The 24,853-nt window shown below is 38.8% G+C and carries 24 protein-coding genes; 16 read left to right on the forward strand and 8 right to left on the reverse strand.

Translation table 11 applies throughout. From position 1 onward, the window contains the following. Positions 1-33 precede the first annotated feature (33 nt). Complete coding sequence (locus CZ487_RS09715) at positions 34-501, reverse strand: hypothetical protein (RefSeq protein ID WP_077212004.1); 468 nt, start codon at positions 499-501, stop codon at positions 34-36. 161 nt (positions 502-662) lie between these two features. On the opposite strand from CZ487_RS09715, the gene CZ487_RS09720 reads away from it, so the two are divergent. The 4 genes from CZ487_RS09720 to CZ487_RS09735 all read left to right on the forward strand — a co-directional run bounded on the left by CZ487_RS09720 (position 663) and on the right by CZ487_RS09735 (position 5,417). Beyond that, on the forward strand, positions 663-1,157 hold the full coding sequence (locus tag CZ487_RS09720) for a DUF456 domain-containing protein (RefSeq protein ID WP_139339550.1): 495 nt from the start codon (positions 663-665) through the stop codon (positions 1,155-1,157). 291 nt (positions 1,158-1,448) lie between these two features. After that, positions 1,449-3,443 (forward strand): methyl-accepting chemotaxis protein, encoded by a 1,995-nt coding sequence (locus CZ487_RS28160; RefSeq protein WP_077212005.1) that lies wholly within the window; start codon positions 1,449-1,451, stop codon positions 3,441-3,443. 355 nt (positions 3,444-3,798) lie between these two features. Beyond that, entirely contained in the window at positions 3,799-4,200 is a 402-nt protein-coding gene (locus tag CZ487_RS09730) for a MarR family winged helix-turn-helix transcriptional regulator (RefSeq protein ID WP_084783188.1), read from the forward strand. Positions 4,201-4,211: 11 nt separating this feature from the next. Beyond that, positions 4,212-5,417, forward strand: coding sequence for an MFS transporter (locus tag CZ487_RS09735; protein ID WP_077212006.1), 1,206 nt, complete (start codon positions 4,212-4,214; stop codon positions 5,415-5,417). Between the two features lie 424 nt (positions 5,418-5,841). Here CZ487_RS09735 and CZ487_RS09740 read toward each other — a convergent pair whose 3' ends face one another. From CZ487_RS09740 to CZ487_RS09755, 4 genes are all read right to left on the reverse strand, one after another. After that, on the reverse strand, positions 5,842-6,555 hold the full coding sequence (locus CZ487_RS09740) for a peptidoglycan recognition protein family protein (RefSeq protein ID WP_077212007.1): 714 nt from the start codon (positions 6,553-6,555) through the stop codon (positions 5,842-5,844). Positions 6,556-6,662: 107 nt separating this feature from the next. Continuing rightward, a complete protein-coding gene (locus CZ487_RS09745; RefSeq protein ID WP_084783189.1) occupies positions 6,663-7,343 on the reverse strand; it encodes a hypothetical protein in 681 nt (226 codons plus the stop codon). A gap of 100 nt (positions 7,344-7,443) precedes the next feature. Next, the gene (locus CZ487_RS09750) at positions 7,444-8,139 is read right to left on the reverse strand and encodes a helix-turn-helix transcriptional regulator (RefSeq protein ID WP_161949617.1); all 696 of its coding nucleotides are present in this window, start codon (positions 8,137-8,139) and stop codon (positions 7,444-7,446) included. 158 nt (positions 8,140-8,297) lie between these two features. Next, positions 8,298-9,122, reverse strand: coding sequence for a D-2-hydroxyacid dehydrogenase (locus tag CZ487_RS09755; protein ID WP_237562846.1), 825 nt, complete (start codon positions 9,120-9,122; stop codon positions 8,298-8,300). Positions 9,123-9,547: 425 nt separating this feature from the next. Between CZ487_RS09755 and CZ487_RS09760 the strand changes: the two genes are divergently transcribed. The 8 genes from CZ487_RS09760 (at position 9,548) to CZ487_RS09795 (ending at position 17,339) form a co-directional block, all read left to right on the forward strand. Next, positions 9,548-11,413, forward strand: coding sequence for an aldehyde ferredoxin oxidoreductase family protein (locus CZ487_RS09760; protein WP_077212009.1), 1,866 nt, complete (start codon positions 9,548-9,550; stop codon positions 11,411-11,413). A gap of 88 nt (positions 11,414-11,501) precedes the next feature. Next, the gene (locus tag CZ487_RS09765; RefSeq protein ID WP_077212010.1) at positions 11,502-11,750 is read left to right on the forward strand and encodes a MoaD/ThiS family protein; all 249 of its coding nucleotides are present in this window, start codon (positions 11,502-11,504) and stop codon (positions 11,748-11,750) included. A 105-nt stretch (positions 11,751-11,855) separates the two neighbouring features. Then, a complete protein-coding gene (locus tag CZ487_RS09770) occupies positions 11,856-12,896 on the forward strand; it encodes a DUF3231 family protein (RefSeq protein ID WP_077212011.1) in 1,041 nt (346 codons plus the stop codon). A 130-nt stretch (positions 12,897-13,026) separates the two neighbouring features. Continuing rightward, positions 13,027-13,677, forward strand: a complete 651-nt coding sequence (locus CZ487_RS09775; RefSeq protein ID WP_077212012.1) for a hypothetical protein — start codon at positions 13,027-13,029, stop codon at positions 13,675-13,677. A gap of 168 nt (positions 13,678-13,845) precedes the next feature. Continuing rightward, positions 13,846-15,009, forward strand: coding sequence for a phosphoribosylglycinamide formyltransferase 2 (gene purT, locus CZ487_RS09780; protein ID WP_077212013.1), 1,164 nt, complete (start codon positions 13,846-13,848; stop codon positions 15,007-15,009). 27 nt (positions 15,010-15,036) lie between these two features. After that, a complete protein-coding gene (locus CZ487_RS09785) occupies positions 15,037-15,372 on the forward strand; it encodes a rhodanese-like domain-containing protein (protein WP_077212014.1) in 336 nt (111 codons plus the stop codon). A gap of 129 nt (positions 15,373-15,501) precedes the next feature. Then, on the forward strand, positions 15,502-16,044 hold the full coding sequence (locus tag CZ487_RS09790; protein ID WP_077212015.1) for an HD domain-containing protein: 543 nt from the start codon (positions 15,502-15,504) through the stop codon (positions 16,042-16,044). A gap of 26 nt (positions 16,045-16,070) precedes the next feature. Next, on the forward strand, positions 16,071-17,339 hold the full coding sequence (locus CZ487_RS09795; protein ID WP_077212016.1) for a glycosyltransferase: 1,269 nt from the start codon (positions 16,071-16,073) through the stop codon (positions 17,337-17,339). Positions 17,340-17,394: 55 nt separating this feature from the next. Here the strand turns inward: CZ487_RS09795 and CZ487_RS09800 are convergent, their stop codons facing one another. Next, on the reverse strand, positions 17,395-17,712 hold the full coding sequence (locus tag CZ487_RS09800) for a CBO0543 family protein (protein ID WP_077212017.1): 318 nt from the start codon (positions 17,710-17,712) through the stop codon (positions 17,395-17,397). Between the two features lie 506 nt (positions 17,713-18,218). Here CZ487_RS09800 and CZ487_RS09805 point away from each other — a divergent pair. The 4 genes from CZ487_RS09805 to CZ487_RS09820 all read left to right on the forward strand — a co-directional run bounded on the left by CZ487_RS09805 (position 18,219) and on the right by CZ487_RS09820 (position 21,974). Next, a complete protein-coding gene (locus tag CZ487_RS09805; RefSeq protein WP_077212018.1) occupies positions 18,219-19,301 on the forward strand; it encodes a Fe(3+) ABC transporter substrate-binding protein in 1,083 nt (360 codons plus the stop codon). A gap of 1 nt (position 19,302) precedes the next feature. Then, on the forward strand, positions 19,303-20,949 hold the full coding sequence (locus tag CZ487_RS09810; RefSeq protein ID WP_077212019.1) for an ABC transporter permease: 1,647 nt from the start codon (positions 19,303-19,305) through the stop codon (positions 20,947-20,949). Beyond that, on the forward strand, positions 20,946-21,635 hold the full coding sequence (locus tag CZ487_RS09815; RefSeq protein ID WP_077212020.1) for an ABC transporter ATP-binding protein: 690 nt from the start codon (positions 20,946-20,948) through the stop codon (positions 21,633-21,635). Before CZ487_RS09810 ends, CZ487_RS09815 begins: the two co-directional genes overlap by 4 nt. 108 nt (positions 21,636-21,743) lie before the next feature. Further along, positions 21,744-21,974 (forward strand): hypothetical protein, encoded by a 231-nt coding sequence (locus CZ487_RS09820; RefSeq protein WP_077212021.1) that lies wholly within the window; start codon positions 21,744-21,746, stop codon positions 21,972-21,974. A 42-nt stretch (positions 21,975-22,016) separates the two neighbouring features. Here the strand turns inward: CZ487_RS09820 and CZ487_RS09825 are convergent, their stop codons facing one another. Together CZ487_RS09825 and CZ487_RS09830 are read right to left on the reverse strand one after the other, a co-directional pair. Continuing rightward, complete coding sequence (locus tag CZ487_RS09825) at positions 22,017-23,045, reverse strand: uroporphyrinogen decarboxylase family protein (RefSeq protein WP_077212022.1); 1,029 nt, start codon at positions 23,043-23,045, stop codon at positions 22,017-22,019. Then, positions 23,042-24,565: a cobalamin-dependent protein gene (locus CZ487_RS09830; RefSeq protein WP_077212023.1), complete on the reverse strand. Its 1,524-nt coding sequence runs from the start codon at positions 24,563-24,565 to the stop codon at positions 23,042-23,044. The genes CZ487_RS09825 and CZ487_RS09830 overlap by 4 nt, the downstream gene beginning before the upstream one ends. Positions 24,566-24,853 lie beyond the last annotated feature (288 nt).

Here is a 24,853-nt window from a genome sequence, read left to right on the forward strand (position 1 = left end):
CTGTTTAAAGAAAATCTGGGTTACATCTCCCATTTAGAATCTTTGCAGCCAGCGTGTCGGTCTTTCTATAAATAATTGGTAACCATAGAGGCAAATGGCGTAAAATATGTAAGTAATAAAAATATAAATCGGGTTGAAACGAAGCAATTTGAATAGCTTTAATTTTTGAAAGATGTAGCATAATGGAAAAGCCAGCAGGAAGTTCATGATCATGTTGACAATAATATATCGGCGGAAATGACCAAATGTAAAATGAAATATCCATAGTGTGCCTGTAAAAAAAGGTCCTAAAATTAGGCTAAGGTCTGTGAACACTTTATCTTTCATTCCACCGTTCTCAACCTCCCATAATTTAAAGGGAACAGAAAATAAACTTGTTAGTAAAATCAATGATGCTGCTAAATTTGCGGCAGGTAAATACTTCTTAAACGATCTCTTAGGTAAAAAGACGATAGAAAGCCAAGATATGACTAACAATCCGATTCGGACAATCGCAACCATGATGAAAAACACCCCCTGCATTTAGTAACATAATGTTTATATTTTGTAACGCTGTGGTAAAAGTATGCAGGTATTGTAAGTACTAGTAAAATTATTCTAGGAGTTTGGAAGTGTTTGCTAATTCTGAAAAGCAAGTATAATGGTGCTAGATAGAGAAAGAGGTGAGTCTTATACTGGATATATTATTATGGGCCGTAGTTATCGCTTGTTTTGTCATTAGTTTTGTCGGACTCGTGTATCCGATTATTCCATCGGTTGTGATGATTTGGGTTGGTGTTTTGATTTATCATTTTGGAATTAATGGAGATGAGCTGAGCTGGCTTTCGTGGACAACGTTCGTGGTATTAACGATTCTGTTATTCTTAGCCGATTATTTAGCGAATCTTCATTTTGTCGATAAAGCAGGAGGTTCCAAATGGGGGATGAGAGCTGCTACGATTGGATTAATCGTCGGAAGTTTTGTGATTCCGCCTTTTGGTGTAATTGTCGTCCCGTTTGCATTAGTATTAATAGCTGAGATTCTGCAGAAAAAAACTTTCGATGAATCTTTTAAAGTTGCGTTGGCTACATTAATTGCCTTTTTAAGCGGAACGTTTGCAAAAGGGATTATTCAGCTGATCATGATTGTCGTGTTTGGGTTGGATGTGGTATTTTAATTTGTTTTCAAAGTGCTGATAAAAACTGGAATGGGACAGGGCAGAAATAGATCTATCGATTCAATTTAATACTGCAGTATCAGACAGTAAGGGTTGAGGTCCTTACTGTCATTTTTTTTGTGTAAAAAAATAAGGAATAAAATTTTTCTTAAATAAAAATTTAATTTATAGATTAAGTGGAATTTTCTTATTATTGCGTTATAATAATTTATGTCGTTGTTCTTGAATTAGTTCATTTAGACTAGGTATTTTAGGGGATTTTTAGAAAGAAATACATTGGGGGTTACATGGATGAGAGGGGTTTTTAGAAGTATTCGGTCGAAATTAATGGTGTGGTTTTTAGTAATTGCATTAATTCCGTTAATAGGTGCTTCCATTTTTAATTATTCGGAAACGTCAAAAGAACTCATTAAAAATGAGCAAGAGTCAATCCACAGTTTGGTGCAAAGTAAATCTCAAGGGATGGATGAGTGGCTAAACCGGCGAATGGCAGAAATCGTACTGGCTTCAAAGACAGAAATTTTGCAGTCGACCGATCCTTTACGCGTAAGACCATATTTGATGCAAATTAAAGAAGAATCAGACGTCTATGAAAGCATTGGGTTTACCGGTACAGACGGTGTAATTGAGGTAACAACATCTGAAGGCATGGTTGGGACGTCTCTAATTGAGCGAAGCTACATACAAAATGGATTAAAGGGAGAATCGTCTTATTCGAATGTTCTCGTTTCTAAAACAACAGGGAATCGGGTGCTAGTTGTCGGCTCACCAGTAATCGATGAGAACAATACGATTCTTGGTGTACTTTATGCGACATTAAATTTTGAAGCGCTTGTTAACACATTTTTACAGGCTGAAGATTCTTTGGATATGAACACACTAACGATGCTTGTTGATGAACAAAATCAATTGCAGGCGGCTGCAGATCAAGAACTAATCGGCACTTCTATTGAAGAAGCTGGGTTAAGTGATGCGTTAACATCCATTTTGAAAAAAGGGAGATCGGAAACAGGAACAGACTCTTACACAGAAAACGGTGTTGAGTATTTAGTTGCCTACGCGCCATTACAAGAAACGAGTTATGGCCTTTTCTTAAATGTTTCAATGGATACCGTGCTGGCCAGCGCAAATGAGTTGCGAAACCAAATGATGTTGGTCATGGGGGTTGCATCGGTACTTGTCCTATTGTTCGCATTTTACATTAGTGGAACCATTGCAAAACCGGTGCTGCATATTACTGAACATGTAAAACAGGTAGCAAATGGTGATTTAACGAAGGAACATATCGATATAAAAAGCAAGGATGAAATTGGCGAGCTAGGCAAACATTTTCAAGAGATGACGGTCAATTTACGGAAACTTATTAATCAGGTAGCTTCAGCTTCGGAGCATGTTGCTGCTTCATCTGAACAATTAACTGCAAGTGCCGAAGAGGCTTCAAGAGCAACAGAGCAGATTTCTTCTTCAGCTCAGCAAATTGCTTCTGGAGCAGAGCAGCAAGCTGTGAGCACGCAGGATTCACAACAAGTCGTGGGTGAAATGACGAACGAGGTTGAAAAAATTACGTCGCTTTTAGCAAAAGTAACAGAATTGACAGATGAAACCGTAGTGACTTCCGAAAATGGGAACAGAGTGGTGACACAGTCTGTTGAGCAAATGAAACATATTGAAGATCAAACGGTATCGACTTCACAGAAAATTAATGAACTAGGCAGCAAGTCAACTGAGATTGAAAAAATTATCGGGGTGATTACCAATATTGCCGATCAAACCAATTTACTAGCTCTGAATGCTGCGATTGAAGCGGCACGTGCAGGGGAACATGGGAAGGGCTTTGCGGTAGTGGCTGATGAAGTTCGCAAGCTTGCTGAGCAGTCAGCACATGCGGCCGATCAAATTAGCGGTATCATCAAGGATATTCAACAGGATATTAAGGCATCCATTCAGGGAATGGGAGAAGGAATGGCTGCTGTGAAAGAAGGAACAGAGTTGACACAGCAGGCTGGAAGTTCATTTAGTATGATCTCCACTTCAGTCAACGGAGTGTTTGAACAGCTTCAAGAAGTATCTGAAGCGATTAAAAATCTAAATTCTGAATCTCTGAAAATGGTTGATTCGATTAAGGTGGTCAATTCTATTTCTGAAGAGTTCTCAAGCAGCACACAAGAAGTTGCTGCAGCGGCGGAGGAACAAAATGCGTCGATGGAAGAAGTTACGGCCTCTTCTCAAACGCTATCAAAAATGGCAGAGGAATTGCAGGAATCAGTTAAATTATTTAAGTTTTAGATAGGGAAAATCGGAATCCTTAAAGCATAGGGGTTCCGGTTTTTATTTAAACTTGTTTATTCTTCTAAGGGCGGGGAGTACTTCGGAATTATTCAAAGAACATGAAGTGATCTTGCCAATTTTTTCACCGTGAGCAGGGTGCGTTTCATAACATAAAGGGTGAAGGAACTTCATATGATCTTTTTTAGTCGCTTACCTCGTTCGTTAGGTGTTTGGTAAAAAGTGTTCCTATGTTGGAGTATTTTATAATTTAATTCTATAGACATATGGTTAATGATGTTATAATATGGGGTAATTAGTTAGTTAGGCTACCTATTTATTACAGGGGGTGTTTTCGATTACGTTATCTCGGAGTTTGTTTCGTAATTATCAAAATATGTATCGGCCTTATGTGAATGCGAAAAACTTTCATTTAGCTAAGCACCAACTGTTCAGCTCGCAGTTTCGTATTTTACGCTTGCTTGCCGACAAAGGTCCGCTTACTTTTGCGGTGATTGCCAATGAAATTCATGTTGAAAAACCAAGTGCGTCGGGCTTAATCCGCAAGCTGCAGGAGCTTGGCTATGTGGAAACAAAGCCAGGGAAGGATAAGCGTGAAAAATATGTGCAACTGACAAAAGAAGGAGAAATCGTACATCAAGAGGTAGAGAAAACCATCGATGGCTTTTTAGATGGAGCATTAGAGGGGATTTCCAAAGAGGAACAGGAAATAGTAAGCAGAGTTCTTGAAAAGATCCTGCAAAATTTAACGCGTTAAGGGGTTTAAAGATGAGTAAAAAAGAAAATGGACGATTGTGGACGAAAAACTTTATCATCGTTTCATGTATAAATTTCTTAGTTATCTTGATTTTTTATTTATTAATGGTGACGATCGCACGTTACGCAACAGAGGAATTTGGAGCATCCACGAGCATGGCGGGATTGGTTGCTAGTATTTATATTCTTGGAGTATTGTTTGGGCGCTTAGTCACTGGCCGTTTGATTACTGGGTGGGGCAGCCGCAAAACGTTGATGATAGGGTTAGTCTTTTTATCAATAGCGACGATTTTGTATTTTGTATCATTCAATTTAGTTTTTCTCACGCTGATTCGTTTATTTCATGGTATGGCTACTGGGGTTGTCAGTACAGCAACAGGAACAATCGTTGCACAAATTGTTCCCTCTAGAAGACGAGGTGAGGGAATTGGCTATTTTACGTTGAGTGCTGTTTTAGCCTCTGCGATTGGACCATTTGTCGGAATGCTGTTAACACAAATTTATGATCACTTTTCGGTGATTTTCATAATGAATACCATTCTGATTGCCTTCTGTGTGGGAACGTTTTTCTTGCTTGATATCAAACATGTAGGAAAAAACATGAAAACCGTTCAAAATACAGCGAAAGGTTTTTCACTAAGCAATTATATTGAGCCTAAAGCGCTGCCGATTTCAATTGTTTCCCTGTTTGTTGGATTTGCCTATTCTGGTGTGATGTCTTTTTTATCTTTTTACAGTGAAGAGATCAATTTGATTGAAGCAGGAAGCTTATTCTTTCTTTTCTATTCAATTGCAATCTTAGTTTCGCGGCCTTTTTCAGGACCACTTATGGATCGTAAGGGTGCTAACGTCGTCATGTATCCAGCTTTGGCAGTTTTTGCTGTCGGAATGGCGTTCTTCAGCCAGGCGAACACTACTTTTGTCTTTTTATTAGCGGCCTTGTTAATGGGTCTGGGCTACGGAAATTTCACTTCAGTTGCCCAAGCTATGGCTGTTAAAGTGACAGAACCGCATCGTTATGGTCTGGCTACATCAACATTCTTTATTATGCTAGATCTAGGCTTGGGGCTGGGACCATATCTACTGGGATATCTTGTACCTGCCATCGGCTACCGAGGATTATTTACTTATATGGTACCTGTCATCGTACTTTCCCTTGTTCTATATGGAGTTTTAGTTGGACGAAGGGAAAAATCGCTGCGTGCGGTAGTAAATTAATAGATTGATAGAGATCTTGGTTTTATTAACGGGCCCTCTTTTGAAGTGAAGGATAGGTTGAATAACTTACGAAAGCATGGTAATGGAGAATTTGCCATGCTTTTTAAGCGGAAAAATTCCCGCTATTGTATAAAGGAGAGGCTTAAGAAGCAGATATAAGAGGAAAAATTCCCTTTATCCTCTCTAACTAAGGCAAAATCCAGGGATTTTGAACATATAACCGGAAAAACTCCCTTTATCTTTCAGGAAATATGAGTATTTCCTATTTTAAGGGGAATTTTTCCCTTTAATTTTACTACGATTTCTCACCCTATTTACATTGCTAATTAGAATATAAATTCGCACGATCAGTCACATAGTAAAACAACCTGCAAGAGTATGGACTGGCCTTTTTCCTTTAAAGATGTGGAACCTTTGAAAAAATTCACTGTATAGAAGCAGAGATTTCTTTCATTTTTTTCCTGACGAGCGGGTAAAAGTTATTTTCTGCACTGCTTGTCGTATTACCCCCAAAGAATGCAGTGCCCGGACAGGTTTTAACATTGTAGGAGGGTCCTTTGTCTAAGACTCTATTCCCCGTTTTTAAATCCCACCAATGGTGATAGGTGATGCTGTCAATGGAAGGAGTTAATCCGAATTTTATACTAAGTAAAGCTGTGACATAAACAATGGTTTCTTTTTGTGCATATGTCATCACATCCCTGCCTTTATCAAAATTCCCTATATTCTCAATGGCGATTCCTGTGGCATTTGCTTTTGGTCCAATCGTTCCTTCAGGAGCCATGTCAAATGGCCGGCAAACCGCTACTGTTCCGTCGGGAAAGGTGGTAATATTTTGTGCGATCGTTTTCCAGCCCATGTTTTGAACATGGTAGTTTTCCATTCCTTTTAAAAGCTTTATATGATTAGATCCATTAAAGTTCTTGTAGGAAGGAGCCCAGGTGTGGTGCTGCTGAATGAGAGTGATTTTTCGATTGAACTTAGTGTTGAAGATCCAATTCTTGAACTCCTCTCTCGTCATGAGTAAATATTGTCCATGGGTAGTCATTGCAGGAACTGAATCAATGGTATTTGCTGCAGTGGTTAAAGGAAATAACAACATGAAAACAAGGGGCAATAGAAAGATGTTTTTTCTCATAGCTAATTTCCTTTCATGGTGTTTTTACGAACAATAGCTCTGTTGGGCACAGCAACAGAGCATTCTGTTTATCGTTAGTTTGTAGAACAGCTATGAAATTATACTATTTATTGTAGGAACGCGCTTATTTCATCAGATAGAATATTGGTGTCCCAAGGATGCCAATAATAAGTATTCCCGTCGTATTGCAAATTAAATTTATAAGATAACGGCCCGTCTGTATAGAAGATCATGTCGTAGTATTCGGGATCTCTTTCTGCTGTATCAGGCTGGAAAGCTGAGTTGGGTTTGCTCTTTTCTAAGAGCCCAAGAAAGCTTTTCACGTCATCTTTATTTGTCCATTCTGTAACCAATGAATTCTCTTGGTAGATTTCGATTTTTTGAACTTGATCCAGCGGCATATCTTTATAGTGCCATTGGTACTCCGTATCATCTCTTGAAAAATATAGTCTATAACCGTTGATAGCATGATCAGATGCAACAGCGATTAAATGGGGATCTCCTTTAATACCGTAAATCTCAGTTCCTTTTTCATGAAAAGCAGCATCCCCATTTTTAATTTTATAGTTAGGATTTGTAACATTATCCGATACTTTAAATCTGACCTCACCAATCTTTTCGCCAACATAACTCTCATTCGACAAAACTGCAGAATGGATTCCATTGTATTCTTTATCACCCCATTTAATAAAATCCACCCAATCAATCACCGTATGGACATTAAATAGAGTAGAACGGCAGCCAGTTAACATGAAAGCTGCCAGTAGCAACAACCACCACTTTTTCACAAATATCACCCCTTAACAGATTAGACGAAGAACAAACCAAAATCGTTGCGAAACCATTAGAATTCTGTGAAACAAGATTATTCGGGGCGTCCCTGCGACACTAGGATATGATGCCTCTACGAATTAAGTCTGCTACGGCCTGCGTTCGGTTAGCAGATCCTAATTTGAGGATGGAGGTTTTGATATAATCTTTCACCGTATATTCGCTTATGTTCAAATTTCGTGCGATCGTCTTCGTGCTCTCTCCCCAGGCTAGCTTTTGCATTACTTCAATTTCGCGATTGGCTAGTTTGGAATCTGCTTGAATTTCGTAGGCTGAGCTTTCAAATACATGTCCAGCCAACCTGCCGAACGTTTGAAAAATAGGCAGCAGTTTCTCAATTTCAGAAGAACTTTCTGAGAATCTAGTGCTATGCAGAATTCCGACTACATTAGAGCTGAAACAAATGGGAATTACCGTGAGAAATGCGGTGTGGGAAGAGAATGAATATCTTGGATTGTATTTAATAAAATCCTCCTTTGAAATGATAGCAGCTTGTCTTTGACGAATGGCATTATGTGTTAAAGGAACGGTTCTAACATCATCACGGATATCGCGAATATGGAATAAGCCCTTCTCCGGTCCAATGGCTAGAATCCCTTCAGTTAGGTGACCAAGTGGAGAATATCTAAATAAATAGGCATCTAGAACAGACGGAAATGCTTCCAAGTATACTTCGAGAATTTTAATTAATCTGTCCTCATGGTTTGGAGTTTGTTCAATTTTATCAATAAATTGGGCCAAATAATCCTGCAAGAAAAAATGAGCCTCCTTTCTCGAGCTGTCCAACGTCAACTTCATCGTATCTTTATAATATTTATAATTTTTTTTATTTTCAAGAGGGGGAAGGGTGCCTTCTAATGAAATGTTAGGGTTAAGTAACCCCTGCTAGCTGCAGCAGGGGGGGTTTATTACTAATAACCACGGTGGCGATCAACCAGCCCATGTAGTGGCTGATTATTCATGTAAAGCTGTAGATTCTTGATAAAATAGCTGCTTACATCATCAATTGTACTTGGTCCTGATAAATGAGGGGTGACAAACACATTTTGCATGGACCAGAAATCGTGTTCTTTTGGTAATGGCTCAGTCTCAAACACATCAAGGACGGCTGCATGAAGATGTCCAGAGTGCATGACAGTTAGCAAATCAGATTCATTGATTAAAGCACCTCGACCAACATTAATTAAACATGCTGAAGGTTTCATTTCCAAAAGAAGTTCCTTATTTACGACATGATAGGTGCTGTCTGTTAATGGGAGGATGAGGACTAAATAATCCAATTCTCTAACAAATTCCTTCCATTGATTAGGGACGAAATGGATATCTACAAGTGCTGCATTTTTTCCGCTGTGACTTAATCCGTATACGTTCATATCAAAGACTCTAGCTTTGCGGACGATTTCAGCACCAATTGAACCGAGCCCGGCCACACCAATCGTTTTTCCCTTGAGTGTATCTGAAAGAAAGGGATCCCATTTTTTAACGTCTTGTGATTTTCTCATCCGTGCGCCATTTTTCACAATGTCTAATAGAAATGTCATTACATACTCAGAGATATAGGTACCAAACTGGTCAACAATCCGAGTAATCGTAATTTTTTTAGGTATAGTTTTGTCAGCAGCTAAATCATTGACACCTGCACCCATTGCTTGAAACCAGCGAACGGATGATGCGATTGGCTGACTTAATAATGAAGTAGGGAACTGCCATGCTAGTATGATTTCAGTCCCTGGCAAATGTTTTTTTGCTTCTTCAATACTGGACGCCGTTTTTACATGAGTGAATCCATGCTGAAGAATTTTTTGAGTATATGTTCTACCTCGGATGGGCTGGGGCTGTAAATAAGGATATTTGGTTGGAGTGTTTTCATTTAGTATCTCTCCTTAAAATTCTGTACATCATATTTTACCATTTAGAGTGTATGTCTGGGGTGGTGCTATGTTATTTTCCATTAGATTCAGTCTTATCATCTAATGTCTCTTTGTGTTTGAATGTTAAATATTCATGAAATTTAAAAAATACATAAACTTACATTTATAGGTAAATAACATATATTTTTTGTGAAGAATTCATATCTTAATAGTGTCATTTTTTTATATACTTACGCGACAATGCTACATTGACAAACATAGTTTTAATTTGTAGAAGGGGAGGAATGGATATGCTTGGTGGATATGCAGGAAAGATGCTTTTTGTTAACCTTTCAACTGGCGAGCTAAGGGACGAGGCATTGACAGATGAGTTGGCAGAGAAATTTATTGGGGGATATGGGATTGGTGCAAAGGTACTTTATGACATGATGCCTGCAGGAGCAGACCCATTAGGTCCGGACAGTGTAATTGGATTTGTAACAGGACCTTCGAATGGAACAAATACGTTCTTTGGCGGCCGATACAGTGTTGTGCATAAATCGCCAATCAGCGGAGGTTGGAATGATTCTAATTCTGGAGGGTATTTTGGACCTGAATTGAAAAAAGCGGGCTACGATGCTATCTTCGTTACTGGGATCTCTGATAAACCGGTCTATTTATGGATCAATGATGGCAAGGCAGAGCTTAAGGATGCTACTCATTTATGGGGCAGAGATACAAAACAAATTTGGGAAGATGTTAAAGAAGAAACTGGGAAACCAAAGTTACGTATCCTTGCAATTGGGCGTTCAGGAGAAAACGCTTCTCTTATTTCCTGTGCGATTAACGATGGTCACCGAGCGCCGGGGCGCGGAGGCAGTGGAGCGGTGATGGGCTCGAAAAGGCTGAAAGCGATTGCAGTATTTGGTACAGGGAAAATACCTGTGGCAGATCCTGATCGCATTAAAGAGATTAATAAACGTGTTGGTGCTACATTAAAAGGCAGCCCAATTGGAAAGGCATTTGGCGCAATGGGCACAGGAAGTACGACCCCAGCGTCTGCGTTAAGCGGGGATTCTCCTGTTAAGAACTGGGGAGGTGTAGGCGTTCTTGATTTTGGCGTGGAAAACGTCCATAAAGTCGGTTCAGCCGAGATGGATAAATACAAGACAAGAAAATATGCATGCTCAAGGTGTCCGATGGGATGTGGAGCAGAATATGAAGTAAAGGATGGGAAATATCCGATAGGAAAAACCGATCGCCCAGAATATGAAACTTCCGCGGCTTTCGGCTCAACATTGCTAAATCATGATACGGCTTCTATTTTAAAATGTAATGAAATGTGTAATCAATACGGACTTGATACCATTTCTGCCGGTATGACAATTGCTTGGGCAATGGAATGCTACAATGAAGGTATTCTCTCAAAAGAAGAACTTGATGGTATCGACCTTCAATGGGGAGATGGAGATGCAATTGTTGCAATTTTACAAAAAATGTGTGATGGAGAAGGCTGTGGCGCCATATTAGCAAATGGTTCTGCTTATGCTGCGAAAAAATGGGGGAAAGGCGAAGAGTTTCTACAAACTGCATGCGGGATTGAACTGCCGATGCATGATCCAAGATTTGCTCCTGGCCTGGCACGAACGTATCAATATGATCCATCACCGGGTCGTCATGTTAAAGGTGGGTTAGGATCGCTGCAAATGTCGGGGGCCGAACCTAAAGACAAATACGACTATAGTGGAACAGGAGAAATTGATCTTCAACTTACGACTCACCAAGAAGTTCTCAATACAATGGGAATTTGTATGTTTGGAGAATTTGTTTCACCCGAAGGTGTACATCGTGAATATATTGAAGCTTTAACAGGTTTGAAGTTCACGGATGAAGAAAAATACGTGACAGGTTTTCGGATTTTGACCATGCGGCATGCTTTTAACGTCCGTGAAGGAATAAAACCTTCAGATACGTATATTTCTCCTCGTGCCGTTGGGAAGCCTGCTCTTCAGGCAGGACCGCTCGCAGGAGTAACGATCGATACCGATCAGTTGGCGCGCAATTTCTTTGAAGCAGCTAAATGGGACATGGAAACTGGAAAACCGAGTAAAGATATTCTGAAAGAGTTAGGAAATTTAGACAACGTAATTGAAGATTTATATGGAGTAGCTGAATAAGAAGTGCTAAAAGAGGCGCTGTCAGTTTGTAGAAGTTGATGATAGTGGTTCTTTTATAAACATACAAATTAATTTGGAGTGAGGGCAGATGAAGGTTATATATCGTTATTTTGGTGTTCCAGTCCCAGTCTTAACGGATGAAAAAAAGGAGATTGAAATAGGCATTGGATCTACAATCGATGAATTAATGAATGTTTTGTGTGCAGACATGGAGGAAGCTTCAAGTGAAATGCTGCAAAAGGCTACGTTTTTAGTAAATAATATTGGAGCTAAGCGAGAAACGGTGCTGAATGATAACGATGAGATTATCATTTTAAATCCTATTGGCGGCGGTTGAGTTGATGCTGAGTCAGACCTTTTGTGTACCAGGTCTGGCTTTTCTATTGAATATTTTTATAAAAAAGCAACATCATAAGGGAAAAAGTAGGTGGAGGAATATTAATTGGATACCATTAAACCGAAAAAAATAGAGGCTATAGGCAAATCATTTCCTGATGAAAGACTTACGTCTGCTGAACTAGGGAAACTTTGGGCCACTTATATGGGAAATAGTATGTCGATCTGTATTTTGAGCTATTACTTGCAGCACGTAGATGACCCAGATATTAAGAAATTACTGGAGAATGCCTTGAAGCTAAGTAAATCTTTTACTAGTAAAACGAAAGATATTCTAAAGAAAGAAAACTACCCGATCCCGACTGGTTTCACTGAAGAAGATGTCAACCTAGACGCACCAAGGTTATATAAAGATGAATTTTATGTCCATTATTTAAAATATGCATCAAAGGCTGGTCTAAGCATTTATAGCGTTGCCATTCCATTAGTGTATAGAGAAGACATTAAGGAATTTTTCCAATACTGTATGAATTGTACCGTCCAATTAATGGAGCAAATTAAAAAAGTGTTAATGGATAAAGAGATGATTGTGAAGCCTCCTTTCATTGAAATACCGGAAAAAGCGGAAATAGTAAAAAGTGATTTTTTAAATGGCTATATTGGAAATGTTAGGCCATTACATGCATTGGAAATTACCCATCTTTATGACAATATCGAAAACAATGCGACAAGTAAAGCGTTAATACTCGGTTTTAGTCAGGTGGCGCAGTCAAAGAAAATCCGAAAATTATTTATAAGGGGCAAGGAAATTACCCACAGACAAGTGGAGGATTACATGCACCAATTACATAAAGCTAATTTGCCGTCGCCCTCTTTTATTGACCATTTAGTGACAACATCGACAACACCCCCTTTTTCAGATAAGATCATGCTTTTCCATAAAACAGATATGTTCTCGATGAAAATAAGGTCTTTTGGTAATTCTTTAGCTGTTAACGGCCGCCATGATATCGGAGTTATGTACATGAAGTCTTTAGTAGAAATCACATTATTTGTAGAGAGTGCTGCCAAACTCATGATCGAAAATGGCTGGATGGAAAAGCCGCCGGAAACGGTTGATCGAGAAAATTTGCCTGCGAACAAATAAATTTGAACCAAGGTGCATGAATAAAGGGGTTCATGCATTTTTTTGTCCTAATATTTACCAACCTTCTGATGTGAGAGGTTTTTCCCAATATGGTCATAATAAAGATGAACTTTTGAAGGGAGGGGCTACAATGGATTTAGAATGGTTTGATAGGGTTTGTGGTGAATTACAGGACAGCCTTGATTCAATTTGCAGCAAGTATGATGAAAATGGCGGAATGCAAGTTGAACGGGGGGCAAAGCACCCAAGGATAGACTTTTTTACAGAAGGTGAAAAAATCGATAGAGAGTACTTCTGCACACTCTTTTTTGACCCGCATAATGAAGAATTCTATATTGAGTCTTTTGATGCGGACCTTGGCTATGAAACAAAAGTGGTACTGGCTGATATAGAGGATATCGTGGACGCCGTTCATGAAAGCTTCCATAATTATATGGACGATGATCTTGTAGAAGAAGTCGTGATTGAGGATGATTTTGACGATGATTATGAAGATGAATATGATGAAGGTGAGACGATTTTTGAAGAAGTGGATGTAGAGTGGGAAACTCCTGAGGTGACGGCTTATTATGAAGAAGATGAAGTAGAAGTCACCTATCAATTCGGAATTGTTCAGGAAACGGGAGATGGTGTGCTAAAGAGAATTAACCGCATTTGGACAGAAGATGATGAAATGTTAAAAGATGAGACAAATTTTATTTTCAGTAAAGAAGAAGCGAGTACGATCATCGCGATGATTGCAAGTCATATGGACTCACTCAGTCCGATGGATTCCTATTAATAGATGAGGTATAGCTGCCTAAGTTTGGCAGCTATTTTTTCATGAAAGCGGAGTTATGGAAATGTATTATGGAAAAATAGGTGATCATCAAAAAATTGTCGAGAATAAGAAAATTAAGTTGTAGAATAGAAAGGGTTAAAGTCATGAAATGATAGGAGAGAGTTTGAAATGTATCAGTCTAAAAAAGTTTTGCTGCTAGGGTCTGGAGAACTCGGGAAAGAAGTGATAATTGAAGCACAGCGTCTTGGGGTGGAGACTGTTGCTGTGGATCGTTATGAACATGCACCAGCGATGCAGGTGGCCCACCGCAGCTATGTAATCGACATGCTCGATCCTGCACAGGTGAGGGAAATTATTGAAAAAGAAAATCCTGATTTAATTGTTCCAGAAATTGAGGCGATTGCGACATCTGAATTGATTAAGCTTGAGGATGAAGGATTCCGTGTCATTCCTACTGCACGTGCCGCGAAGTTGACAATGGATCGGGAAGGGATTCGGCGATTAGCTGCTGAGACACTTGAACTTCCAACTGCTAACTATAAGTTTGCAGATACATATGAAGAGTTTGTAACAGGGGCGAGAGAGATTGGCTTCCCTTGTGTCATAAAACCGATCATGAGTTCTTCTGGAAAAGGCCAAAGTGTGTGCCGTTCGGAGGATGATTTGGAGAGATGCTGGAATATCGCTCAAGAAGGCGGGCGTGTTCAAAATGGCCGCGTCATTATTGAGGAGTTTATTACGTTTGATTCAGAAATTACGCTGCTTACCGTGCGCGCTGTCAATGGCACCATGTTCTGTGCACCGATTGGCCATTTGCAAAAGGATGGTGATTATATTGAATCTTGGCAGCCACATCATATGATAGAGGCACAAATTGAAGAAGCGAAACGTGTCGCGAAGTCCATTACAGATGAGTTAGGCGGATATGGTATTTTTGGTGTGGAGCTATTCCTTTCGCAGGATAAAGTTTATTTTAGTGAAGTATCGCCGCGCCCTCATGACACTGGTTTGGTTACGCTGGTTACGCAAAATTTATCTGAATTTGCCTTGCATGTTCGCGCGATATTAGGCTTCCCGATCCCTGAAATTACGCAGCTTTCACCTGGAGCAAGCCGACCATTGAAGGCTGATGGTGAATACAATGAATACACGGTAGAGGGTGTGGATGCGGCATTGGCTGTTCCGAATACGCAAGTTCGTATATTTGGAAAACCAGTGACAAAGGTCGGAAGAAGAATCGCAGTGGCCTTGTCAACTTCTTCTACTGTAGAAGAAGCACGGGATCGTGCTGAGCAGGCATTAAATCAATTAAGTGTTAAAGAACGTTTGTAAGTTCATAACGAAGGAGAAGATTTGATTTTGACTGTCAAGAGGATAACTCCAGTACAACTATTTGAAAAGATTCAGAATCAAGGAAAAGTGATTCTATTAGATGTGAGAGCAGAGGAAAAATACAAGAATGATCATATTAAGGATAACAACATAGAAAATATTAATATTGTAAAAACCAAGATATTTGATCAGGAGGATAAAACTTATCTAGGGTCTCTGCCAAGTGATCAAGAAATCATCGTTACCTGTACAACAGGAAATTCCGCGGCAAAATGCGCAGCCATCCTTGCTGAGAAAGAATATGATGTTACCGTACTGGAGGGCGGCAATACGGCTTGGAAGAAGTTTTTAGAGGAGAAGTAGGTTTTGTATGTACCCAGTCTGATGACTGGGTATTTTTTGTTGTTGTGTGATAATATGGAAAAAACAGTAAAGTTATTCTTTTGCATGGAATAGAATGTTTGTTAATTATTGATGTTGGGAGGGTTCTCTATGGATATTATTGAAAAAGCTATTGTTTTCGCGGCAAGAGCACATAGAGGTCAGACGAGGAAAGCGACGGATATTCCCTATATTACGCACCCTTACGCTGTGGGTTTGATTTTACAAAAGGCTGGGTGTAGTGATGAAGTGATTGCTGCAGGCATCCTGCATGACACAATTGAGGATACTTCGGCAACATATGAGGAGTTAATGGAAAACTTCGGGGAGCAGGTAGCCGACCTTGTTAGGTCAGCGTCTGAGGATGATAAAAGCTGGCTTTGGGAAGATCGGAAACAGCATACGATCGATCAATTGAAAGGGGCGAGTATTGAAGAGGTACAAGTAATAACGGCTGATAAATTACATAATTTAAAATCTATCCATGCAGACCTAAAGACTTATGGAGACGAAATATGGGACCGCTTTAACCGTGGGAGGCGTGATCAGCATTGGTATTACGCTAGTATTGTAAGAGAGCTGGCTCCTAGAAGAATGGAGTTCAGTTTGATTCGTGAGCTGGAGAATGAAGTGAAAGAGGTATTTGGGTCCTAAAAAAGACCTAAAATGGGAGGCCGGCGATGAAGATCAAAATCCTGACAGTTGGAACTAGGGGAGATGTTCAGCCATTTGTAGCATTAGGAAAAGGACTAGTTAATAGAGGGCATACAGTGACAATTGTAAGTGGTGAAAATTTTAGAGAATTTGTAGAAAGAAATGGAGTAGGGTTCGAAGCAGTTCGTATCGATTATCTTGAATTAACTCAATCAGATGAGGGCAAAAAGATGCTGAGTGGAAATCCAATAGAGATCATCAAAAATATGAAGACTCTTATTTTTCCAATGATTGAGAGAATGTTAGAAGATTTGTGGCGTGCTTCAATGGATGCTGAAGTATTAATTTATCACCCTAAAGCGTTTGGCGGGTACGATATTGCAGAAAAGCTGGGGATTCCGGTGTTTCTTGCACATCCGATCCCGCTAATTTCTCCGACAAAATTATTTGCTAACCCGGCTCTGCCTGTATCCTTTAAACTTGGAATATTCAATAGAATGAGCTTTAAGATGAATCGAATACTAATGGGAAGCTTTTTTAAGATCATTAATAAGTGGCGCCAAGAAACATTGTGTTTGCCGAAAAAACGTTCGTTCTTCACGAATGACTTGAAGCTCAATGGAAAAGATATCCCCGTTCTATATGGATGCAGCCCTCAAATCATTCCTTTTGATAAAAACTGGGGGAGTAATGTTTCGATGGAGGGATTCTGGTTTTTAGAAGAAGAAATGGACTGGGAGCCTTCAGAAAAGCTATTACATTTTTTAAATGCTGGGCAGCCTCCAATAGCTATCAGTTTTAGCAGTATGCCTTTGAAAGATCCTGAAAAGATATGGGCGATGCTCGAGGAAGCGCTCAGATTGACTGGTCAGCGTGGGATTTTTATAACTGGCTGGAGTGGAATGAAAGGGAGGGAGTCACATTCACATATTTTAAAAGTTGATTCAATTCCGCATAGTTGGCTGTTTCCTAGAACTGCAGGAGTTATTCATCACGGTGGTGCAGGTACAACGGCTGCTGTGTTGAAATCCGGAAAACCGATGCTGATTTGTCCATTTTCAGCAGACCAGCCTTTTTGGGCTAGAATTATGCAGGAACATGGAACATCAGCCACGCCGCTAAAGGAAAAAGACATGTCCGCAGAAGCTTTTGCGAATAGAATTCAAGAGTTAGTCAGTAATGAGACGATGAGGAAGAAGGCGGTCGAACTTTCCCGCATAATAAAAGAAGAAAAGGGTATACAACATACCATTTCTTTTCTAGAAGATAAGGTAAAAAAGTTCATGCAGTTATAATTTTATCTGTTTTTGAGAAAGTAAAGATAAATTCCCATTGCAATATAAACTGAAATTAAAAGGATAATAAGTAGGCGACCCAAATCGATAAATAAAGATATTGCTTCTTCCCTGTTGGATAGTATCTTAAATATATCATGATCACGATTGGTACGATAAAAAATGAAAATGCTATTTCTATGAGTGTATGGTTCAGCCAATCCAAAGTAACCGCTCTGTATTTCCATAACGTATGGTTATAAAAAATAAAATTATAAAGTAAATTACATATAATGAAGTACTGAATGGTTGAATAATAGGACTTCCAATTTTTCCAATCAACAAAAAAATAAGCAAATATAGCGTATACGACTAAAACCATTGCTAGATACAACTTAGACTACCTCTTTCAATAATGTATACCCTAGTATGCCCATGTGGATCTGATGGCTAAAACATATTCAAACAATGTTATCTTGAAATTATTCTTAAGGTCTCGTGAAAAAAAAGAGATATTATTTCGCAATGAAGAAATACGGAACGCTTCCTAAATGAGGGCATTACTGCTAAGCGGTAATGCCCTTTCTCTCTTCGAAATGACAGATAGAATCACTTCCTAAAAAGCTTGGGTTTTCGCGATTGAAAATCTGATATATTAATATTATTTTAAAATAATTTTATTTATTGTAAATTTTGGGTATTTCCTTTCTTGAGATTAAGTTATTAAGGATCTTTACTATGAAGAATAGATAATTAAAATTATATTTTAGATAATAAAAAAATGTTAAAATACTCAAATTTTCTGTTGACTTAAGTCATATAGGCTTATAGAATTAACGTATCAAATGATAATAATTATCAATATCATTTAAAAAATAACAGAAAAGGCGGGCGCAAATCATGAATTTAGCGAAATTGTTCAAACCATTAATTGTAGGGACAGCATTAACGATTACACTTGCTGGTTGTGGCTCAAATCAAGGTGATCCAAAGGGCGATGAATCAGCTGCACAACCTAAAACAACAGAAAATCAGGAGGTTAATATTTATACGGCAAGACATTATGAGGCAGATGACGAGCTTTATAAGAACTTTACAGAAGAAACAGGTATTAAGGTTAACGTTGTCAAAGGGAAAGCGGAAGAACTTATTGAAAGATTAAAGCGTGAAGGTGAAAGTACACAAGCTGATTTATTTGTAACGGTAGACGGCGGAGTACTTGCAAACGCAAAGCAAAATGATATACTTCAACCGGTTACTTCAGATGTAATTAATGAAAATGTACCCGAAAATCTGCGAGATGTAGATAATCAGTGGGTAGGATTAGCGACGAGAGCTCGTATCATTGCTTATTCAAAAGACAGAGTATCACCTGATGAATTATCTACATATGAGGATTTAACAAGTGAGAAGTGGAATGGAAAGTTGTTAGTTCGTTCTTCTACAAGTCTTTATAATCAATCTTTGTTAGCGTCTTTTATTGAATTAAATGGGGAAGAACAAGCACAAGAGTGGGCTGAGGGCATTGTAAATAATTTTGCCCGCCAGCCAGATGGCGGTGACCGTGATCAAGCTGCTGCTATCGCTGCAGGAACTGGTGATGTTGCCATCATGAACACATATTATGTTGGATTGCTAGCTAACTCTGAAGATCCTGAAGAATTAAAAGTGGCAGATAGTATTGACGTCTTTTTCCCGAATCAAGAAACTACGGGCACTCATGTGAATATTAGCGGAATAGGTTTAACAAAGCATAGTAAGAATAAAGAAAATGCGGTGAAATTAATTGAGTATGTAACTAGTGTTGAAGCACAGGAATTATTGTCAGCAGCAAACTATGAGTTTCCAGTAAATCCAGAAGCAGCTATGCCAGAATTGCTTGAGAGCTGGGGCGACTTTAAGATGCAAGAATTAAACTTTGACACATTAGGGGAACATAATAAGAAAGCGATCGAAATTTTTAATCAAACAGGATGGAAGTAAAATGAAGACACAACTGATTAGACGGAACATGAAAAAAGAGTTTAACGGTTGGTGGATCATTAGTTTAGTTGGGGCAGTAGTGATACTACTGCCTATCCTTTTTATTTTCTCTTCTATTTTTCAAGAAGCCAATGAGAACTGGTTACATATCCGCCAATATCTATTGAAAAATTATGTAGCAAACACTATTATTCTTGTGGTGCTGACTGGTATATTTACTGCCTTATTAGGTGTTACATTAGCTTGGATTATCGCTGCCTATGATTTTCCACTAAAACGATTTTTTCGTTGGGGTTTGCTGCTGCCACTATCGATTCCAACTTTTATAGCTGCCTATACGTACCGTACGATGTTAGGTTATACCGGTGTAGTTCAATCGACATTAAGGAATCAATTTGATTATCAGATCAATTCAGAATGGTTGAGAGTTTCAGGAATAAGTGGAGCAGTATTTATTTTTACTTTATTTCTTTTTCCATATGTATATTTGATAACAAGAGCTTTTCTTGAAAGTCAAAGTACAGCTTATATTGAGAATGCAAGGCTGTTAGGGCGCAAACCTTTAGCTGTATTTTATAAAGTAGTGCTTCCTCTATCAAGGCCTGCTATTGTTGGGGGAATTATATTAGTCATCTATGAAGTGCTCGGTGATTATGGGGTGACAAGTTATTTAGGGATCCACACCATTTCAACAGCCATTTTTCAAACATGGTTTGGAATGTATGATGTCAATTCAGCTATGAGACTGGCGGCTTGGTTGATGGTCATCATTGTTGGAATCTTCTTTTTAGAGAGATTGCTTAGACAAGGGCGCCGTTATCATTTAAGCAGCAAATCAAGACCGCTTGTTCCTGTGAAACTAAAGGGGATTGCCGGAATAGCTGCTTTTGTGTATTGTGGAATTGTGTTTCTTTTAGGGTTTTTAATCCCATTTATTCAATTGCTTTTTTGGGCGAAAATGACGTTTGTAAAGGTATGGGATTCCACCTTTATTACATTGGTCTACCAAACCGTTTTTGTTGCGGTAATCTCAACGATCATGATTCTGGTTATTTCCGTTGTTGTGGCTAACGTTTCTCGATCTCATTCTTCTTTTTCATTTATTTTATCGAAGATTGTAACATCTGGGTATTCTATTCCTGGTCCAATTATTGCGATTGGCGTACTTGCTATATTTATCTCGCTTGATCATTGGCTTGCGCCTGTTTATTCGAAACTAGGGTTGGGTGAAGCGCCTCTCATCCTAAGTTTATCCTTAATTATGTTAATAGTGGGCTATTTTATCCGATTTATGGCTACAGGTTTTAATGCCATTGAAGTCGGCTTTGAAAAAACAGGCAAGAAATATTCGGAAGCTTCAAGAATGCTCGGAATTGGGATGACAAAAACGTTCTTTAAAGTGGACCTCCCGTTAATTAAGGGATCGTTAATTAGTGGATTTATTTTGACGTTTGTGGAAATTTGTAAGGAACTGCCATTGGCTTTGCTTCTGAGACCTTTTAATTTTGAGACGCTTGCTACAAAGACTTATCAGTATGCAAATGATGAGCAAATCTATGAGGCTTCCATATCATCACTTTTAATCATTGTGATTAGTATTTTATCAGTTGTTATCTTGCAAATGATAGGTAAGAAGGTGAAGAAATGAGTATTGTTGACATTGAGGGACTCACTTTTTCGTTTTCGCGAAAAGAAGCTCCCGTAATTAAGGATTTTTCGTTGTCCGTGGGAAAAGGGGAGCTCGTGGGGATTTTAGGGCAAAGCGGCAGTGGGAAAAGTACGTTGCTTCGTTTGATCTCAGGGTTAGAGACGCCGTTGAGTGGGACGATCAGCATTGCCGGTACAACTGTAGTGAGTAACCATGTATTTATTCAACCAGAGAACAGAGGAGTGGGAATGGTCTTTCAAGACTATGCTCTATTTCCTCATATGACTGTGAAGGAAAATATTCTTTTTGGATTATCGAAGATGCCACGTAAAGATAGGAAGCAGCGTGTCGATGAGATGCTTGAGCTGGTACAGATGGAGAAGTTTGAGAAAAGGTTTCCACACGAACTTAGCGGTGGCCAGCAACAGAGGATTGCCCTAGCAAGGGCGCTTGCACCAAAGCCGAAGGTGCTGTTAATGGATGAACCATTTAGCAACTTGGATGCAGATTTAAAAGAGTCAATTCGAGAGGAGCTATTTAATATATTGAGAAAAGCTGACATGACTTGTATTATGGTCACACATGATCGAAATGATGTTGAAGCTGCATGTGACTATAGTATCGTCATGGGTCAAGCTGATGTGAAAAATCATATAAGTCCCAAAAAGTTTCAATCTATCAAATAGCTTCAAGTGGAATAGAGCATAACATTGTTTATCGGCATTGTTATGCTTTTTTGCATGTAAACAGCTTACAGGTCACAAACTAAAAAAAAGGAAAAAGGAGGCTGTCAAATGAATTCATACCAGCTAACGAACATGATTATTGATGATGATTTTGATACGGAAGAATATGTAACGGCTGAATTCAAGCATGGAGATGAAAACTATAGCATTACGTTTAAAAAGAGAGACCTTGAGATCATCAATAGTTGGATTTATCGGGAAGGTACATCGTTCCCGGCGAATTTATCGGAAGAATTAATTGAATCCATAAGAGAAGATGTAAAGAAGAGAGTAGAGTGAAGTGAGGACATGAACTAGGTCATGTCCTCTATAAATTGATAACTAGTTATACGTTCCGAATTCTTTTGTTGCCCGGACCATCGTTTCAATCACTTCAAACGGAACGTTATAGGGGATCTCAGGCCCTTGAGAAGATAAGACATACCCATATCCATGTGAAGCTTTGTTAATCGCTTTCTTGACTTCAAGCTGTGTTTTGATCGAATTCCAATGGAGCATTTCGATATTATTAAAATTTCCCATGATCGCAATTTTGCCATTAGCAATTCTTTTGCATTCCTCAAGGTCATCTTGGTAATCCAAAATGGCCGTAACAGCTCCGGTTGTGGCGATCAAATCTAGTATTCCTTGTGCACTGCCCACTGCTTCATAGACGACGGGAACAGGGATTTCTTTAATGGTTTCTTTTAAAAGTGAGAGAACATGTTTTTCAAAGAGCCGTCTGCTAATCACGGTTTGCGAGGCAATTCCATCAGCCATAACAATGATATCGGCACCCGCATCAACCATTCTTTTTGCCCAAGAAACTGCGTATTGTTTGCACTTATGTAAAAGCAATTTTAAATATTGATCCCCGTTCCGATCTTCATCTAGCAGCAGTCTCATAAAGGGGCCGGTTCCCATCAGCATGCTCGGCAAGCTAAAAGGGGCAATGAGCCCACCGATGACCGCCGTATGATGTCCCACTTGTTTTGCGAGAATATTAATCGCTTTTAACGTTTCTTTTGTTTCGGGTGAATCGGTTGGATTCGGAACCTTTAGTTCTACAATTTCTTCAAATTTACCGATCACCATCTTCGAAAGAGTAGGCGAACCGTTTTTGTAGTAGGTTAAGGGAGATCCCCATGGCACTAAATCCTCGACGACATGTGGTATTCCGAAAATAGCATCATGCTCCAATTTTTCCAGCAGTGTTAGTTGCCCCTTGGCGAGATACTCGCCGTTTGTTTGGTAGGAAGGCAGATCTATATTCAATAATTTAGATCCTTGCATTAAAGCAATGGGGATGACAGGAACGCGGTCTACTGGCTGAAATGTGACGGCCTTCACTAACCGTTCTTTTGAGTTCATGAGACATCTCCCTTTCTATTTAGCAGTCCGAGCAGTTCTTTTGCTACTTTAATTGCCTCTATTCCGTTTGCTGCCATTGCGTCTGCTTTGACGGTTTGAACAAGGCGATGCTCAAAGTTAAAAGGGGCTCCGCCAACAAGGATTTTGACATCGTCTAATCCTCTTTTATCCAACAGCTCTCTTAACTTAATAACCTCTTCTGCCGTGTGAATAATTAAGGCGGAAACGCAAATCAGTTTCGCATTTTTCTCTTTTGCCTCTCTAACAAAGTCTTCATTACTAACAGATAATCCTAGGTCGGTCACATCAAATCCAGCCATTCGTAAGTAGGTCGCAACAATTTGTCTTCCTAGGGCATGATAATCACCAAAGGCATTTCCGATTATAACAGCACCCAATTTTTCTTTTGCTTGCTCTTTTTCTAAAATAGGCATCAGTAAATCCATGCACGCTTCAATGACTCTTCCGTTTATGTAGATTTCACTCAACGGAACCTGGCGGTCAATCTGTTCCTTTCCGATCGTTTCGACCGTTCTTTCTAGAATATGAGTCATAATAAAAGAGGCTTCTTCACCGTTTTCAAGAGCTTTTTGTATAATCATCGTACATTTTTCCTGGTTTTCTTCTTTGAAATTTTTGTAAAAATCTTTATAAAGATCGGTAGTAGTGTCAGTTTTTAATAAATGGTTAGAAATTCCTAACTCTCTGTTGATGTCCTGGATCAATTCCCTTGTTAGATTCACTTGCTGTTTAAGAATTTTACTTACGTTGGTATAACTAATTTTGTTATACTCCACCATCATATAGGCTTTTTGGATCATGTCATAAATGCGATTCAATGTGTCATCAAGAACCATCGACTCGTTGACGATATTCTCGCTATCTTGATACATTGATACGAAACTGTCTTTTCCTTGCTCTAATTCTTTGACCACGTCAAAGAGAGTTTGACTATTGTCATTTAGAATTTGTGTCATTTCGGAAGTTTGAATCGTCAATTTACTTGTGGTATCTGTGATATTCATGGATGATTTGCTTGTGACAGCCGATAGTTTCCCAACTTCTGTAGCGATAATTTTAAAAACCGCGCCTTGTGGTCCTAATCGATGTGCTTCAATATTTGCGTTGATGGCTAATATATTGGTTTGAGAAGACACTTCATGTAATAAACGGAATGTTTCCTGGAGGCGCTTTTCTACTTCCATATTGTCTTCGTTCAAAACCATAATTTTTGAATTAATCATATTATAATTTTCTTTTAAACCAATCATTTGGTTGAGGCCGTCTAAAAACAGGGTCAGCTGCTGATCAATTTTCTGTTTGGTCCGTTCTGCAATTAAAGTAATGTAGTTTTCATTTCCTGTATATTCCATATATATTTTCTTGATTTTTAATAGGTAGTCTCCTAAAGCCTCTGAAGAAGTTTCGATATCTTCACAGTAATTTAATTGCGAAAGGAGAACACTAAGCTGACTTTCTAATTTCTTTTTCTGTTTTTCCAAAAAAGCATGCTCGAGCAAATAAATCCCTCCCTAAACCTGTCTGAAATTACGGTTCAAACAAGTGAAAACACAAGTAAAACGGTTTTGTCCTATCAATATTTTAATCATAAATAAATTATCTATGAGAAATGTATGATAAACTTCACTATTTCCCAGATAAATTCGACAATTTCAGCACTTTTTTAAAAAACTTATAGGGAGAAAGTTTTGAATGTTAAAAAATAATGCGAAAAAGATAATATTTTACTATAATAGATAAGTACGTGCTTTGAGTATTATTCTAAAGGCTTTTGTGAAACAATATTT

Origin of the sequence: Robertmurraya dakarensis (genome assembly GCF_900156875.1) — a bacterium.
Taxonomy (GTDB): domain Bacteria; phylum Bacillota; class Bacilli; order Bacillales; family Cytobacillaceae; genus Robertmurraya; species Robertmurraya dakarensis.

Bases quoted from the DNA above. Each gene is read 5' to 3' on its own strand.
- CZ487_RS09715 (WP_077212004.1), bottom strand. From the start codon at position 501: ATGGTTGCGATTGTCCGAATCGGATTGTTAGTCATATCTTGGCTTTCT.
- CZ487_RS28160 (WP_077212005.1), top strand. From the start codon at position 1,449: ATGAGAGGGGTTTTTAGAAGTATTCGGTCGAAATTAATGGTGTGGTTT.
- CZ487_RS09735 (WP_077212006.1), top strand. From the start codon at position 4,212: ATGAGTAAAAAAGAAAATGGACGATTGTGGACGAAAAACTTTATCATC.
- CZ487_RS09740 (WP_077212007.1), bottom strand. From the start codon at position 6,555: ATGAGAAAAAACATCTTTCTATTGCCCCTTGTTTTCATGTTGTTATTT.
- CZ487_RS09760 (WP_077212009.1), top strand. From the start codon at position 9,548: ATGCTTGGTGGATATGCAGGAAAGATGCTTTTTGTTAACCTTTCAACT.
- CZ487_RS09765 (WP_077212010.1), top strand. From the start codon at position 11,502: ATGAAGGTTATATATCGTTATTTTGGTGTTCCAGTCCCAGTCTTAACG.
- CZ487_RS09775 (WP_077212012.1), top strand. From the start codon at position 13,027: ATGGATTTAGAATGGTTTGATAGGGTTTGTGGTGAATTACAGGACAGC.
- purT (WP_077212013.1), top strand. From the start codon at position 13,846: ATGTATCAGTCTAAAAAAGTTTTGCTGCTAGGGTCTGGAGAACTCGGG.
- CZ487_RS09790 (WP_077212015.1), top strand. From the start codon at position 15,502: ATGGATATTATTGAAAAAGCTATTGTTTTCGCGGCAAGAGCACATAGA.
- CZ487_RS09795 (WP_077212016.1), top strand. From the start codon at position 16,071: ATGAAGATCAAAATCCTGACAGTTGGAACTAGGGGAGATGTTCAGCCA.
- CZ487_RS09805 (WP_077212018.1), top strand. From the start codon at position 18,219: ATGAATTTAGCGAAATTGTTCAAACCATTAATTGTAGGGACAGCATTA.
- CZ487_RS09810 (WP_077212019.1), top strand. From the start codon at position 19,303: ATGAAGACACAACTGATTAGACGGAACATGAAAAAAGAGTTTAACGGT.
- CZ487_RS09815 (WP_077212020.1), top strand. From the start codon at position 20,946: ATGAGTATTGTTGACATTGAGGGACTCACTTTTTCGTTTTCGCGAAAA.
- CZ487_RS09820 (WP_077212021.1), top strand. From the start codon at position 21,744: ATGAATTCATACCAGCTAACGAACATGATTATTGATGATGATTTTGAT.
- CZ487_RS09825 (WP_077212022.1), bottom strand. From the start codon at position 23,045: ATGAACTCAAAAGAACGGTTAGTGAAGGCCGTCACATTTCAGCCAGTA.